Origin of the sequence: Pseudomonas sp. MWU318 (assembly GCF_016756945.1) — a bacterium.
GTDB lineage: Bacteria > Pseudomonadota > Gammaproteobacteria > Pseudomonadales > Pseudomonadaceae > Aquipseudomonas > Aquipseudomonas putida_A.
Window position 1 is genome coordinate 28,742 of sequence record NZ_JAESJL010000012.1, and the last position, 13,972, is coordinate 42,713.

The 13,972-nt window shown below is 61.4% G+C and carries 12 protein-coding genes; 8 read left to right on the forward strand and 4 right to left on the reverse strand.

The window, feature by feature from the left end:
- Window positions 1-91 precede the first annotated feature (91 nt).
- Window positions 92-2,488: a PAS domain-containing sensor histidine kinase gene (locus JN524_RS23980; RefSeq protein ID WP_202370943.1), complete on the reverse strand. Its 2,397-nt coding sequence runs from the start codon at window positions 2,486-2,488 to the stop codon at window positions 92-94.
- 74 nt (window positions 2,489-2,562) lie between these two features.
- On the opposite strand from JN524_RS23980, the gene JN524_RS23985 reads away from it, so the two are divergent.
- Window positions 2,563-3,552, forward strand: a complete 990-nt coding sequence (locus tag JN524_RS23985; protein WP_202370944.1) for an alpha/beta hydrolase family protein — start codon at window positions 2,563-2,565, stop codon at window positions 3,550-3,552.
- A 101-nt stretch (window positions 3,553-3,653) separates the two neighbouring features.
- Here JN524_RS23985 and JN524_RS23990 read toward each other — a convergent pair whose 3' ends face one another.
- Genes JN524_RS23990 through JN524_RS24000 form a run of 3 tightly spaced genes read right to left on the reverse strand, consistent with a single transcriptional unit; the run spans window position 3,654 to window position 6,110 of the window.
- Window positions 3,654-4,421 carry a TerB family tellurite resistance protein gene (locus JN524_RS23990; protein ID WP_027610724.1) on the reverse strand — a complete coding sequence of 256 codons (768 nt, stop codon included), beginning with the start codon at window positions 4,419-4,421 and terminating at the stop codon, window positions 3,654-3,656.
- A gap of 1 nt (window position 4,422) precedes the next feature.
- Entirely contained in the window at window positions 4,423-5,094 is a 672-nt protein-coding gene (gene murU, locus JN524_RS23995; protein WP_135296680.1) for an N-acetylmuramate alpha-1-phosphate uridylyltransferase MurU, read from the reverse strand.
- Complete coding sequence (locus JN524_RS24000) at window positions 5,091-6,110, reverse strand: aminoglycoside phosphotransferase family protein (RefSeq protein WP_202370945.1); 1,020 nt, start codon at window positions 6,108-6,110, stop codon at window positions 5,091-5,093. The genes murU and JN524_RS24000 overlap by 4 nt, the downstream gene beginning before the upstream one ends.
- Window positions 6,111-6,240: 130 nt before the next feature.
- Here JN524_RS24000 and JN524_RS24005 point away from each other — a divergent pair, with 130 nt between their 5' ends.
- The 7 genes from JN524_RS24005 (at window position 6,241) to glpE (ending at window position 13,879) form a co-directional block, all read left to right on the forward strand.
- Window positions 6,241-9,042 carry an LPS-assembly protein LptD gene (locus tag JN524_RS24005; protein WP_202370946.1) on the forward strand — a complete coding sequence of 934 codons (2,802 nt, stop codon included), beginning with the start codon at window positions 6,241-6,243 and terminating at the stop codon, window positions 9,040-9,042.
- On the forward strand, window positions 9,023-10,339 hold the full coding sequence (surA, locus tag JN524_RS24010) for a peptidylprolyl isomerase SurA (protein ID WP_202370947.1): 1,317 nt from the start codon (window positions 9,023-9,025) through the stop codon (window positions 10,337-10,339). The genes JN524_RS24005 and surA overlap by 20 nt, the downstream gene beginning before the upstream one ends.
- Window positions 10,336-11,325 (forward strand): 4-hydroxythreonine-4-phosphate dehydrogenase PdxA, encoded by a 990-nt coding sequence (pdxA, locus tag JN524_RS24015; RefSeq protein WP_202370948.1) that lies wholly within the window; start codon window positions 10,336-10,338, stop codon window positions 11,323-11,325. Before surA ends, pdxA begins: the two co-directional genes overlap by 4 nt.
- Window positions 11,322-12,140 (forward strand): 16S rRNA (adenine(1518)-N(6)/adenine(1519)-N(6))-dimethyltransferase RsmA, encoded by an 819-nt coding sequence (rsmA, locus tag JN524_RS24020; RefSeq protein ID WP_202370949.1) that lies wholly within the window; start codon window positions 11,322-11,324, stop codon window positions 12,138-12,140. Before pdxA ends, rsmA begins: the two co-directional genes overlap by 4 nt.
- Before the next feature lie 114 nt (window positions 12,141-12,254).
- Entirely contained in the window at window positions 12,255-12,635 is a 381-nt protein-coding gene (apaG, locus tag JN524_RS24025) for a Co2+/Mg2+ efflux protein ApaG (protein ID WP_134787470.1), read from the forward strand.
- The gene (locus tag JN524_RS24030) at window positions 12,635-13,516 is read left to right on the forward strand and encodes a symmetrical bis(5'-nucleosyl)-tetraphosphatase (RefSeq protein ID WP_202370950.1); all 882 of its coding nucleotides are present in this window, start codon (window positions 12,635-12,637) and stop codon (window positions 13,514-13,516) included. Before apaG ends, JN524_RS24030 begins: the two co-directional genes overlap by 1 nt.
- Before the next feature lie 33 nt (window positions 13,517-13,549).
- A complete protein-coding gene (gene glpE, locus JN524_RS24035) occupies window positions 13,550-13,879 on the forward strand; it encodes a thiosulfate sulfurtransferase GlpE (protein WP_202370951.1) in 330 nt (109 codons plus the stop codon).
- Window positions 13,880-13,972: the final 93 nt, after the last annotated feature.

A 13,972-nucleotide genomic window follows, 5' to 3' on the forward strand; every position in this document is an offset into this window, starting at 1 on the left:
TTCGCGAGCAGGCTCGCTCCCACAGGGAAGTGCATTCCAATGTGGGAGCGAGCCTGCTCGCGAAAGCGTCGACCCGAACACCACATAACCATCAGACCTCATTCACCGGCACCCACACATGCAGACTGGTGCCCTCCCCCGGCTCACTCTCCAGTACCAGCCGCCCGCCCATGATCAACACCCGCTCGCGCATACCGACCAAGCCAAAGGACGTCGGCCGATCCGCCGCAGCGACAAAGCCTACGCCATCATCGCTGACCGTCAGGCACAACTCGTCGCCTTCCAGCGCCAGCGTCAGCTCCACAGTATGCGCCTGAGCATGGCGCATCACATTGGTCAGCGCCTCCTGCAGGATGCGGAATAGGCCAATCGCCTTGGCATCGCTGAGCGCCGGCAGATTGTCCGGCACCTGCACCAGACACGGAATTTGCGTGCGCGCCTCGAAGCGCCGCGCCTGCCACTCGATCGCGGAAGCAATCCCGGCATCGAGAATCGGCGGGCGCAGCGCCGTCGCCACATCGCGCACCAGCTGGAACAACTGGGCGATCAGGCGTTTCATGCTGTTCAAGCGCTCGTTCAGCCCCGGGTCGAGTTGCGCATAGGCCAGCTCGCACATCGAGGTTTCCAGTTTCAGCACCGTGAGCATCTGCCCCAGCTCATCGTGCACTTCGCGGGCGATGCGTGCCTTTTCTTCTTCACGCACGCTCTCCAGGTGGGCCGACAATTCACGCAGTTGCTCACGGGAGGCGGCCAGCTCCAGCTCGATGCGCTTGCTTTCGCTGATGTCCCAGACGATGCCGTCCCAGACATAGGCGCCATCCTCCAGCTGTCGGGTGATTGCCTTGATCTCGGCCCAGCGCTGCTCGCCCTGACGGGTGAGGATGCGCCCCTGCCACGACCAGTCACTGTCAGTGTCCAGCGCTTGATCCTGGGTCTGGTGATAACTGGCCTTGTCGTCCGGGTGCACCAGACTGCGCAAGCCCATGTCGCGATGGGCGATGGCGGCCGGCGCATAGCCGACCAGACTCTCGCTGCCCTCGCTGATGTAGGCGAAATCGATCTGACCGGTCACCGGCGCCCGCTCCAGGCGGAACACCAGCCCCGGAACGTTGGCGGCGATACCTTGCAGGCGCGCTTCACTTTCCTGCAACGCGGCCAGGGCGCGGCGACGCTCGGTGACGTCGGTGAGATAAACCACCAGATACTCGCTGTCGCGAAAGCGCAGAAAGCTCAACGAAACGTCCGTCGGCAGGACGCTGCCATCGGCGCGCACGCAACTGGTTTCAAAGCTCAGCGGGCCCTCTTCACTGGCCCGCGCGCGCTTCCACAGGTTGAGCCAGCGATCCATGTGCAGACCGGGTTCGAAGTCGATCAGCGGCCGCTCGATCAGCGCGCCCTGTGGATAACCGAGCATGTGTTCCGCCGCGCGGTTGGCATAGCGCACATGGCTGTCCCAGTTGACCCAGAGAATGCCGACGGTACTTTGGTCGATGGAAAATTGGGTCAGGCGCAAGGCTTCTTCGCTGGCCGTGCGCAGGGCAATGTCTTCCCGGGCGGCCAGCAGACGCTGTTCGAGGCTGTGTTGCTGGCGTCGTTGCCAGATGATGATGGCCGCACAACTGAGCAGTAACACCGCAAACAACAGGCTGAGGTTCTGCCAGAACCCCGGCGATTCCGTCAGCCGTGGGTACTTGGGTTGCAGCCATTGGTTGTGCAGGCGCTCCAGATCCTTGGCCGGGATTGCCCGCAAGGCGCTTTCGATGATCCCGGCCAATTGCGGCCAGTCGCGCCGCGTGGCAACCCGCAACAGTTGCGGCAAGCCGATATCGCCGACCACCGCCACCCCGGCGAACTCAGGTTCGGCGGACAAGCGCCCGAGCTGCGCTTCATCTATCACGGCGTAGGACGCTTGTTGAGTCAACAACAGTTGCAGCGCCTGCCGCTCCAGCGGCACGCCTTGCAGATTCAGATGGGGATAGGTGCTGCGCAAATAATCCGCCGTGACGCTGGGCATGCGCACGGCGACGCGAGACAGGCTGTCGAGTTTTTCCAGCTCGACCACGCCGCCGCTCTTCTGGTCGCTGACCACCAGTTGCGGCACACGCATGTAGGGATCGGAAAACAGCCACAGGCGCAGCGCGCCCGGAGTCTGGGTCAGGCCCGGGGCGATGTCGATTTCGCCTTCGCGGGCGGCCTCCTCCAGTTGCGCCAGGTCCTGAAAATTGCGCCAGCTCAGCTCGACGTTCAGCGTCTTGGCCAGCGCCTTCATCAATTCGACATTGGCCCCGGACAGTCGCTGCAAGCGCCGGTCGTATTGCGCGTACGGCGCCTGTAATACCAGGCCAACGCGCAGCTCACGGTGTTGCGCCAGCCATTGCTGCTCGCCGGGCGTCAACAGCGCTGCATGTGCCGCCGGCGCAGACGCAGCCCAACCCATCAAGGGAAAACACAACCAGCCGATAACCCACAGGCAGCAAAAACGCATCATTGAAGTCTCTTGCACTGACAAATTCTGACCAACCCATTAGGCTGCCGGGATACTTTTCTGGCCTGGAATAACCGATGCCCTCTGTCTACCGCCTGGCAATGCCAGCATTGTGCCTGTCGCTGATCCTGCCTTGTGCGTTTTCCGTCGAAGCCGCCGATCCGGCACCCGCCTCCAACGCCGAGCAACCGGCCGCCGAAAAACCGGCCGAACGCCAGCCACTGCTTGAGCGTAGTCAGGAAGAAGCCGCAGCACTCGAACGTAAAGTCCCGGCACAAGAACAGCAGCAATTGCAGGCCGGCGCCGATACTTTCCTCGCCCTGTGGAAACCGGCCAACACTGCCGAGCCCAAAGGTGCGGTGATTATCGTCCCTGGCGCCGGTGAAACCGCTGACTGGCCGCAAGTGATCGGCCCACTGCGCAGCAAATTGCCCGATGTCGAGTGGAGCAGCCTGAGTATCACCCTGCCGGATCTGCAAAGCGATGCCATCGCACCGCGGGTGATTGCGCCCGCCGCCGCGCCGAAAGCCCCGGAAAGTGGCAGCAAGGATTCCACCACTGCGCAACCGATCGAACAGGCGGCGGGCGGTGAAGCGGAAGTGGCGGATCAGGTGGTCGCCGAAACGACTGAAGAACAATCCAAGGCTGATGCCGAACGGATCTTTGCGCGGATCGATGCGGCGATCGCCTACGCCGAGCAGCAAAGCGCACGTCGGGTCGTGGTCCTCGGTCACGGTACGGGCGCGTACTGGGCGGCGCGCTTTCTCAGCGAGCGGCAGAGTTCGCAGGTCGAGAAGCTGGTGATGGTCGATGCGCAAACGCCGAGCAAGGCCAAGCCACAACTGGCAGAACTGACGCCGACCTTGAAGTTGCCGACCGCCGATATTTTCTACATGGACAAGGCGCTGGATCGCAACGCGGCGCTGGAACGCATGCAGGCCAGCAAGCGCTTGAAGACTTCGACCTTCAGCCAGGTGGCGCTCAAGGCGTTACCGGATAAAAAGGCTGAGCAGGAACAGCTGTTCCGGCGGGTGCGTGGCTGGTTGAATCCGCAGAAGACTGACTGATAGAAACAAAAGCAAAAGATCGCAGCCTGCGGCAGCTCCTACCTTGGAATGCGTTTCCTGTAGGAGCTGCCGCAGGCTGCGATCTTTTGATCTTTTAATCGCTAGCGAAAATCCCGTCGCGCCCGAATCAACGTAAACGCGTTGTGCAGCTCGCGGGTTTTCTCGGTCGCGTCACGCACCTGCTCCGGCGTCGCGCCGCTGCCGGCGATCTTGTCCGGGTGATGACGACTGAGCAGCCGGCGATAGGCGCGCTTGATCTGCGCCGGCTCGCTGGTCGCCGACACCCCGAGCAGGCGCATCGCTTCCTGATAACTCACCGCGGCACTGACAATCGGCCGTTTATTGGGCTCGTAATCATTGGCCAGCGCCTGAATCTGGTGGGTTGTCCAACCCAGCCACTTGCCCCACTGCGCCAATAATTCCCGCTCACTGACGCCCGCACGACCGTCGGCCCAGACCATCCGCCAGCAGGCGCGCAACACGCCTTCGGCGGCGTGCGGCTGAGCACTCAGGCGGCGCAGATAACCGCGCAGGCGATCACCGCCGGACTTGCCGCGATTGAACGCAGCAATCGCCCGCCGCCGCGCCGGCTCGCTCATTTCCAAGGCATTCATTTCATGGCGCGCCTGCTGGATGTGGCCGTCCGTCACCCGCCCGTCACTCTTGGCCAGACGCCCGAGCAACACGAACAGCAATTCGTCGTTGCGCAACATCGGCCGCCCGCCGAGCTTTTCCCGCAAGTGCCCCCAGCTTTGCAGGTGCAGGCGCCGATCCAGCGCCTGCCCCAACAATGCCCCAAGCATGGCCCCCGGAATGCTGGCAATCGCAAAACCCGCTCCGGCTCCAATCAGAGTCCCTGGCCACAACATATCAACGACTCGCTTCTATCAATGCTTCAGCTTCGGCCAGACGCTCATGCGTACCGACATCCACCCAGTGACCTTTCAGACGCTCACCGCTGACCTGTCCGTCAGCCATGGCTTTGCGCAGCAGTGGTGCGAGCTTGAATGCGCCGTCCGCGCAGCCATCGAACAACTGCGGATGCAGGACGGCGATGCCGCTGTAGGTCAGGGTCTGCGCGCCTTGCTGGCCATCCTGTACCCGGCCGTCAGTCAGGGTGAAATCGCCCGTCGGATGATGAGCCGGGTTGTCCGCCAGTACGAGATGCGCCAGACCGTTGATCGGTTGATGCAGCACGCTGAAGTCGTAATCGGTCCAGATATCGCCGTTGACCACCAAGAACGCATCGTCACCGAGTAACGGCAAGGCGCGGAAAATCCCGCCGCCGGTTTCCAGCGGCTCACCTTCCGGCGAGTACTGGATGCTCAAACCGAACTGCGAACCGTCGCCCAGGTAATCCTCGATCTGCTGACCGAGCCAGGCATGGTTGATCACGATCTCGCTGAAACCAGCCGCCGCCAGCGCGCGCAGGTGATATTCGATCAACGGCACGCCGCCGGCACGCACCAGCGGTTTGGGGGTGGTCAGGGTCAGCGGGCGCATACGCTCGCCCTTGCCTGCCGCCAGAATCATCGCCTTCATGCGCTCACTCCGCCACGCAGACTGGCGAGCAATGCCTGCAGGTCAGCCAGTTCAGGACGGCGCGCGATCACCGCTTCTATATAGGCGAAGAAACGCGGCACGTCGGCCAGATAGCGCGGCTTGCCATCGCGATGGCAGATCCGCGCAAAAATGCCGATGACTTTCAGGTGGCGTTGCACGCCCATCAAGTCGCTGGCGCGCAGGAAGTCTTCGAAGTCGGCCTGCACCGGGATGTCCAGCGCCGAGGCTTGCTGCCAGTAGCTTTCCAGCCAGCCACGCACGCGCTCCTCAGGCCAACTGAGGAAGGCGTCCTTGAACAGGCAGGTTACGTCGTAGGTGACCGGGCCATAGACCGCATCCTGAAAGTCGAGCACGCCGGGATTCGGCTCGCTGAGCATCAGGTTGCGCGGCATGTAGTCGCGGTGCACCAGCACTTTCGGCTGGGCCAGGGCGCTGTCGATCAATAACTCGCTGACGGCTTGCCATTGTTGCTGCTGTGCCGCGTCGAACTCGATACCGAGTTCGCGCTTCACGTACCACTCGGGGAACAGTTCCAGCTCGCGGCGCAGCAGCGCCACGTCGTAACTCGGCAGCGGTGCGACCATCGGCAATTGCTGAAAAGCCAACAGCGCCTGCAAGGCATCGCTGAACAAAGCGTCGGCATTTTCGCTGTCGATGACGTCGAGATAGGTCTTGTTGCCCAGGTCATTGAGCAAAAGAAATCCGCGTTCGAGGTCTTCTGCATAAATTTTCGGCACGTTAATTCCGGATTTCGCCAGCAAAAAGGCGATATCCACGAACGGTTTGCAGTTTTCCTGGGGCGGTGGCGCGTCCATCACGACGAAACTGCGACCCGCGCCTTCCCAACGGAAATACCGGCGGAAACTCGCGTCGCTGCTGGCCGCGGTCAACGTGGCCAGGGGCACGGGGCCCCAGCCCTGATCTGCAAACAGGATTGCCAACTGCTCATCGAGCCAAACTTTCAGGTGTTGCAAGCGTACATCTTGGTCAGGCATTGCAAGGGTCTCCGACGGCGCTAGCCGTCAAGCGGGTCATGCTTTATTATCCAGCATCTTTTTCAGACCATCGAGAGGCGTGCGGCCCACACCGCGGGCAGATGGCACGCAGGAAGCCCGGACTAATAAGATGGCATTGAAATCCCCCGCGTTTCGTAAAAAATTTCCGTTGTTGGTAACCGGCAGTCTGCTGGCTATGCAACCTCTGGCCAGTCAATTCGTTGTTGCCGCCGAGCAGTATGACTGCGCCGTCTCGGCAACGGGTGGCTGGGCGTGTGCGCCCAAGACGCCGGCAGCTGCATTGCCGCCGCGTCCGGTGCATGACGGCAGCGCTGTCAGCGCCGCCGGCGAAGCCCCGACCCAGAACGGTTCCACATCCGACACCGGCGCCAAGCCTGTGCTGGTCACCGAAGCCAAGGGCCGCGGTCTGAAATCCCGTAGCGAAGACTACAGTCACCTCGACTGGGTTCCGCGCGAGAAGCTCACCGCCGCCCAATTGGCCGAGACCGGTCCTTACTGCTCTGGTTCCTATATCGAACCGATTCGTCCTGGCATGAATGACAAGACGAATAAAAGTGACGCACCGACCTTTATCGGCGCCAAAGCCTCGCGCTACAACACCGAAGATCAGGTGGGTACGCTGGCCGGCGACGTGGTCCTGCGTCAGGGCAGCATGCAGGTCGAGTCCGACGAGGCCAGCCTGTACCAGGCCGAGAGCCGCGCCGAACTCAATGGCGACGTGCGCATTCGCGACAACGGTGCACTGATCGTCGGCGACCACGCCGATGTACAGCTCGATACCGGTGAAGCCAAGGTCGACAACGCCGAATACGTGATGCACAAATCGCGCATCCGCGGTAACGCGCTGTACGCCAAGCGTGCCGAGAACGCGATCATCCGCTTGAAGGACGGCACCTACACCACGTGCGAACCGAACAGCAACGCCTGGCAGCTCAAGGGCAACAACATCACCCTGAACCCTGCCACCGGCTTCGGTACCGCGACCAACGTGACGCTGCGGGTCAAGGACATTCCGATCCTGTACACGCCGTACATCTACTTCCCGATCGACGACCGTCGCCAATCGGGTTTCCTGCCGCCGACCATCGGCACCGGCAGCGACACCGGCTTCATGCTGGTCACCCCGTACTACTTCAACCTGGCGCCGAACTACGATGCCACGTTGTACCCGCGCTACATGAGCAAGCGCGGCATGCTGGTCGAAGGCGAGTTCCGTTACCTGACCAAGTCCAGCGAAGGCCAGTTCGGTGCGGCGTATCTGAACGACGAAGATACCGATCGCAGCAAGCAGACCGATTACGAAAAAAATCGCTACATGTACAACTGGCAGCACAAGGGCGGTCTCGACTCCCGTGTGATGACTCAGGTTGACTACACCAAGATCAGCGACCCGTACTACTTCCAGGACCTGACCACCGATCAGATCGGCGTGAAGAGCGCTGACTTCGTGAACCAGCAGGGTTCGGTCACCTATCGTGGTGACAGCTATACCGCGCGGTTGAACGCTCAGGCTTACCAGCTGGCGACCGTATCGAACATCACTCCGTATGACCGTCTGCCGCAGATCACCTTCAATGGTCAACTTCCGTATCACCCGGAAGGGTTGAATTTCGATTACGAGACCGAGATTGTGCGGTTTGATCGTGATCTGAAAAATGGCACGTTCACCAACGAAGACGGGACTACTGTCGAACCACGCCTCGACAATAACGTTACTGGCCTGGCCCGCGCCAACGGCGACCGTCTGAACCTGAAGCCTGGTGTCAGCCTGCCGATGAACTGGACCTATGGCTTCCTGAAGCCATCGCTCAAGTACCAGTACACCCAATACCAGCTGGATCTGGACGGCACCGGCAAGTCGCAGATCGATGCGATGACTCCTGAGCAGCAGAAGCTCAATGGCAAGTTTGACAGCAACCAGAACCGTGGCGTACCGATCGCCAGCGTCGACAGCGGCCTGTACTTCGACCGCAACACGTCGTACTTCGGCAAGAACTATCGCCAGACTCTGGAACCGCGTCTGTTCTACCTGTATGTACCCAAGGTTGATCAGGAAGACATTCCGGTATTCGACACCAGTGAATACACCTTCAACTACGCGTCACTGTTCCGTGACAACCGCTTCTCTGGCTCCGACCGTGTCGGCGACGAGAACAAGCTGTCGCTGGGCGTGACCAGCCGCTGGATCGAAGACAACGGTTTCGAGCGTCAGCGCATCAGCGTAGGCCAGGCTTACTACTTCAAGGATCGCGAAGTTCAACTGCCAGGCATCGCGTTCAACGATCGTAAAGATGCCCAGTCCGACGTATCGCCATACGCGCTGGAATACGAATACCGCTGGAACCGCGATTGGCGTACCACGGCCGACTACAACTGGGATCCGGACAGCCGCAGCCCGCGTTCCGGCAGCGCGATGTTCCATTACCAGCCTGAAGACAACCCGAACAAGGTGGTCAACGTCGGTTATCGCTATCGCAACGACCAGATCCGTTACGACCAGAACACCGGCAAGTGGGCTGTGGGCGGCGGCGACTACGGCACGCCGGGCCAACCTGGCTACGTGAAGGACTACTACAAGATCCAGCAGCATGACTTCTCGGTCATCTGGCCGATCGTTCCGCAGTGGAGCGCAATCAGCCGCTGGCAGTACGACTACAACCGCAACCGTACGCTGGAAGCCTTCGGTGGTTTCGAATACGACAACTGCTGCTGGAAACTGCGCCTGATCAACCGTTACTGGGTCAGCTATGACGAATTCAGTCAGAACGCCCCGGAAAACGAAAAAGGCGACCACGGCGTCTTCCTCCAAATTGTTCTGAAGGGACTCGGCGGCCTGACTGGCGCCAAGGTAGAGAGCTTCCTCGACAAAGGCATCCAAGGTTATCGTCAACGTGAAGACCAAGCTTTCTGATTCTCTGCGCCCGCTGCTGCTGGGCGCGCTGTTCCTGGGTACTGCGGCCAACGCCGCAGTACAGTCCATCGATAAAGTGGTCGCGATCGTTGATAACGACGTGGTCATGCAGAGCCAACTGGACCAGCGCGTCCACGAAGTTCAGCAGACCATTGCCAAGCGTGGCGGCGGCATGCCGCCTCCAGGTGTGCTGGATCAGCAGGTGCTTGAGCGCCTGATCGTCGAAAACCTGCAACTGCAGATCGGCGAGCGTTCCGGCATCCGCATTACCGATGAAGAGCTGAACCAGGCGGTCGGTACGATTGCCCAGCGCAACAACATGACCGTGGATCAATTCCGCGCCGCCCTGGCACACGACGGTTTGTCCTATGACGACGCCCGTGACCAGATCAAGCGCGAGATGATCATCAGCCGTGTGCGTCAGCGTCGTGTGGCAGAGCGCATCCAGGTCTCCGAGCAGGAAGTGAAGAACTTCCTCGCCTCCGACTTGGGCAAGATGCAACTGTCCGAAGAGCTGCACCTGGCCAACATCCTGATTCCTACGCCGGAAAGCGCCAATTCTGAAGCGATTCAGAGCGCTTACCGTCAGGCAATGGACGTTTACCAGCAGCTCAAGAAAGGCGCTGACTTCGGTCAACTCGCCGTTGCCAAGTCCGGCAGCGACAACGCGCTGGAAGGCGGCGACATGGGCTGGCGTAAAGCCGCGCAATTGCCACCGCCGTTCGACCGCGAGTTGAGCAGCATGGCCGTTGGCGACATCACTCAGCCTGCACGCACTCCGGGTGGTTTCATCATCCTCAAGTTGCTGGCAAAACGTGGTGGCGAAGCCCAGATGCGTGATGAGGTGCATGTGCGCCACATCCTGGTCAAGCCAAGCCCGATCCGTGACGAAGCCAAGACCAAGGCCCTGGTGCAGTCGCTGTACGAGCGCATCCTGGCCGGTGAAGACTTCGCTGAACTGGCGAAGAACTACTCCGAAGACCCGGGTTCGGCGCTCAACGGTGGCGACCTGAACTGGATCGACCCGAACGCACTGGTACCGGAATTCCGCGAAGTGATGGCCAAGACCCCACAAGGTCAGCTGTCCAAGCCGTTCCAGACCCAGTACGGCTGGCATGTGCTGGAAGTCCTTGGCCGCCGCGCCACCGACAGCACCGCACAGGCCCGCGAGCAACAAGCGATGACCGTTCTGCGTAACAAAAAATACGATGAAGAGCTGCAAAACTGGCTGCGTCAGATTCGTGAAGAAGCCTACGTAGAAATCAAACTCCCTGGTGCAGACCAGGCAGCGCAGTGAAACCCAAGCGTTTCGCGCTGACACCCGGCGAACCAGCCGGCATCGGTCCCGACCTGTGCCTGCTGCTCGCCTCGCAAGCCCAGCCACACCCCTTGATTGCCATCACCAGCCGCGACCTGCTTACCGAGCGGGCCGCGCAATTGGGGTTGGCCGTCACTTTGCTGGAAGTGGCGCCCGGTCAATGGCCGGACGCGCCGGCAGCGGCCGGCAGCCTGTACGTCTGGGACACCCCGCTCAGCGCCCCCGTGGTTGCCGGGCAGCTGGACAAGGCTAACGCTGCCTTCGTTCTGGAAACCCTAACCCGCGCCGGCAACGGCTGCCTGAACGGCGACTTCGCCGGGATGATCACCGCACCGGTACACAAGGGCGTGATCAACGAATCCGGCATCCCGTTCTCCGGACACACGGAATTTCTCGCCGACCTGACCCACACCGCCCAAGTGGTGATGATGCTCGCTACTCGCGGTTTGCGCGTAGCCCTGGTCACCACTCACCTGCCCCTGCGCGAGATTGCCGATGCAATCACCCCGGAACGGCTGGAGCGGGTCACGCGGATTCTGCACGCCGACCTGCAAGACAAATTCGGCATCACCCAGCCACGCATCCTGGTCTGCGGACTCAACCCGCACGCCGGCGAAGGCGGACACCTGGGCCATGAAGAAATCGACATCATAGAACCTACATTAGAGCGCCTGCGCGGCGAGGGCATGGACCTTCGTGGCCCGCTGCCTGCCGACACTCTGTTTACCCCCAAATATCTGGAGCACTGCGACGCAGTACTGGCGATGTACCACGACCAGGGCCTGCCCGTGCTGAAGTACAAAGGCTTCGGCGCCGCAGTCAACATTACCCTTGGCCTGCCGATCATCCGCACCTCGGTCGATCACGGCACCGCCCTGGATCTGGCCGGCAGCGGCAAGATCGACACCGGCAGCCTGCAGGTCGCCCTGGAAACCGCCTACCAGATGGCCGAGACCCGTTTATGACCGAGCAATACCAACACAAGGCGCGCAAACGCTTTGGCCAGAACTTCCTGCACGACGCCGGCGTCATCGACCGCATCCTGCGCTCCATCAGCGCCAAATCCGGCGACCGCATGCTGGAAATCGGCCCGGGGCAAGGCGCACTGACGGCTGGCCTGCTCAACTCCGGCGCGCAACTCGACGTGGTGGAACTGGACAAGGACCTGATCCCGATCCTCAACCAGCAGTTCGCCGGCAAGAGCAACTTCAACCTGCATCAAGGCGATGCGCTGAAGTTCGACTTCAACACCCTCAACGCCGCGCCGAACAGCCTGCGCGTGGTCGGCAACCTGCCGTACAACATCTCAACGCCGCTGATTTTCCACCTGCTGAACAACGCCGGCATCATTCGCGACATGCACTTCATGCTGCAGAAGGAAGTGGTCGAGCGCCTGGCCGCAGGCCCGGGTGGCGGGGACTGGGGTCGTCTGTCGATCATGGTTCAGTATCACTGCCGTGTGGAACACCTGTTCAACGTCGGCCCGGGCGCTTTCAACCCGCCGCCAAAGGTCGACTCGGCCATCGTCCGCCTGGTGCCGCATGCGCTACTGCCGCACCCGGCCAAGGATCATCGCCTGCTCGAGCGTGTCGTTCGCGAAGCCTTCAACCAGCGTCGCAAGACCCTGCGCAACACCCTCAAGCAATTGATGACCGCTGCCGAGATCGAAGCCGCCGGTGTCGATGGCAGCCTGCGCCCCGAGCAACTGGACCTGGCCGCATTCGTGCGCCTGGCCGACAAGCTCGCCGAGCAGGTTCCTGCCGCCCCCGCCGCCGACTGACTGGCGATGAACGCTATCGGGCAGGCCGCCACTCTGGTTTACTGCCCGATACTTGCCTAGACTGATTCCCCATCAGCTACGCCTCGCGTTCCGCTTTGCTTAAGGCCCTTTTGCATGTCCGATTCTCGCTATCAGGTCGATGTCAGTGTCGTCACCCGCTATCTGGCAGACCAATCGCAACCCGAGCACAACCGCTTCGCCTTCGCCTACACCATCACCGTGCAAAACAATGGCGCGCTCCCGGCCAAGCTGTTGTCGCGGCATTGGGTGATCACCGACGGTGACGGGCATGTCGAAGAAGTGCGCGGCGCCGGTGTCGTCGGCCAGCAACCGCTGATCGACACAGGCAAGAGCCACACTTACAGCAGCGGCACAGTGATGACCACCAAGGTCGGCACCATGCAGGGCTCTTATGAAATGGTCGCCGATGACGGCAAGCATTTCGACGCGATCATCAAGCCTTTCCGCCTCGCTGTACCCGGAGCCTTGCACTGATGACGACGTACGCCGTCGGCGACCTGCAAGGCTGCCTCGAACCACTCAAATGTCTGCTCAAGCAAGTGGCTTTCGACCCGAAGCTCGATCGGCTGTGGCTGGTCGGCGACCTGGTCAACCGCGGCCCGCAATCGCTGGAGACCCTGCGTTTTCTCTACAGCATGCGCGATTCGCTGGTTTGCGTACTGGGTAACCATGACCTGCACCTGCTCGCTGCGGCCAACAACATTGAGCGCCTGAAGAAGTCCGATACCCTGCGCGAGATCATTGAAGCCCCCGACGCAGCCGATCTGCTCGAGTGGCTGCGCCAGCAGAAACTCATGCATTACGACGAACAACGCGAAGTGGCCATGGTGCACGCGGGCATCCCACCGCAGTGGTCCTTGCGCAAGGCCTTGAAGTACGCCGCCGAGGCCGAAGCCGCGCTGCGTGACGACAACCTGTTTCCGCTGTACCTCGATGGCATGTACGGCAATGAGCCGGCGAAATGGGACAGCGACCTCACCGGCGTGACCCGCCTGCGCGTCATCACCAACTATTTCACCCGCATGCGCTTCTGCACCGCCGACGGCAAGCTCGATCTCAAAAGCAAGGAAGGCCTGGATACTGCCCCGCCGGGCTACAAGCCATGGTTCCAGCACAAAGAACGCAAGACCCGCGGCCTGCGGATCATCTTCGGCCACTGGGCCGCGCTGGAAGGCGATGTTCACGAACCGGGCATCTCGGCGCTGGACACTGGCTGTGTCTGGGGCGGCAGCCTGACCCTGATGAACGTCGACAGCGGCGAGCGCGTGTCATGCAAATGCGATGAACACGGCGGGCTTGCACCATCAGTCGCACCACTTATCCCCGAAACTTCGCCAGTCAGCGCGCCGCGTTAGACTGCGCATTCTGCCGAGCAACAGGAACCCGCCATGAGCGAATTCAAACGAATCCCCCCGGAACAGGCCCAGGCCCTGCGCGAGCAAGGTGCCGTGGTGGTCGATATCCGCGACCCGCAAACTTATGCCGCGTTGCACATCGCTGGATCGACCCATCTGGATAACCACTCCATTGCCGACTTCATCCGCAATGCCGATCTCGACGCGCCCTTGGTAGTGGTCTGTTACCACGGCAACTCCAGCCAGAACGCAGCGGCGTACCTGATCAGCCAGGGCTTCTCCGACGTCTACAGCATGGACGGCGGCTTCGAGCTGTGGCGTGCGACTTATCCTGCGGAAACCGCGCAAGGCACCGCCGAATAATTTTTTTGTCACGTGCAGGCCCCGGCTGCCGTGGGCCTGCGCGCGGCAGACGAACGGTCTGCCACAACTAATTACGTATCTCGCCTTTACCTC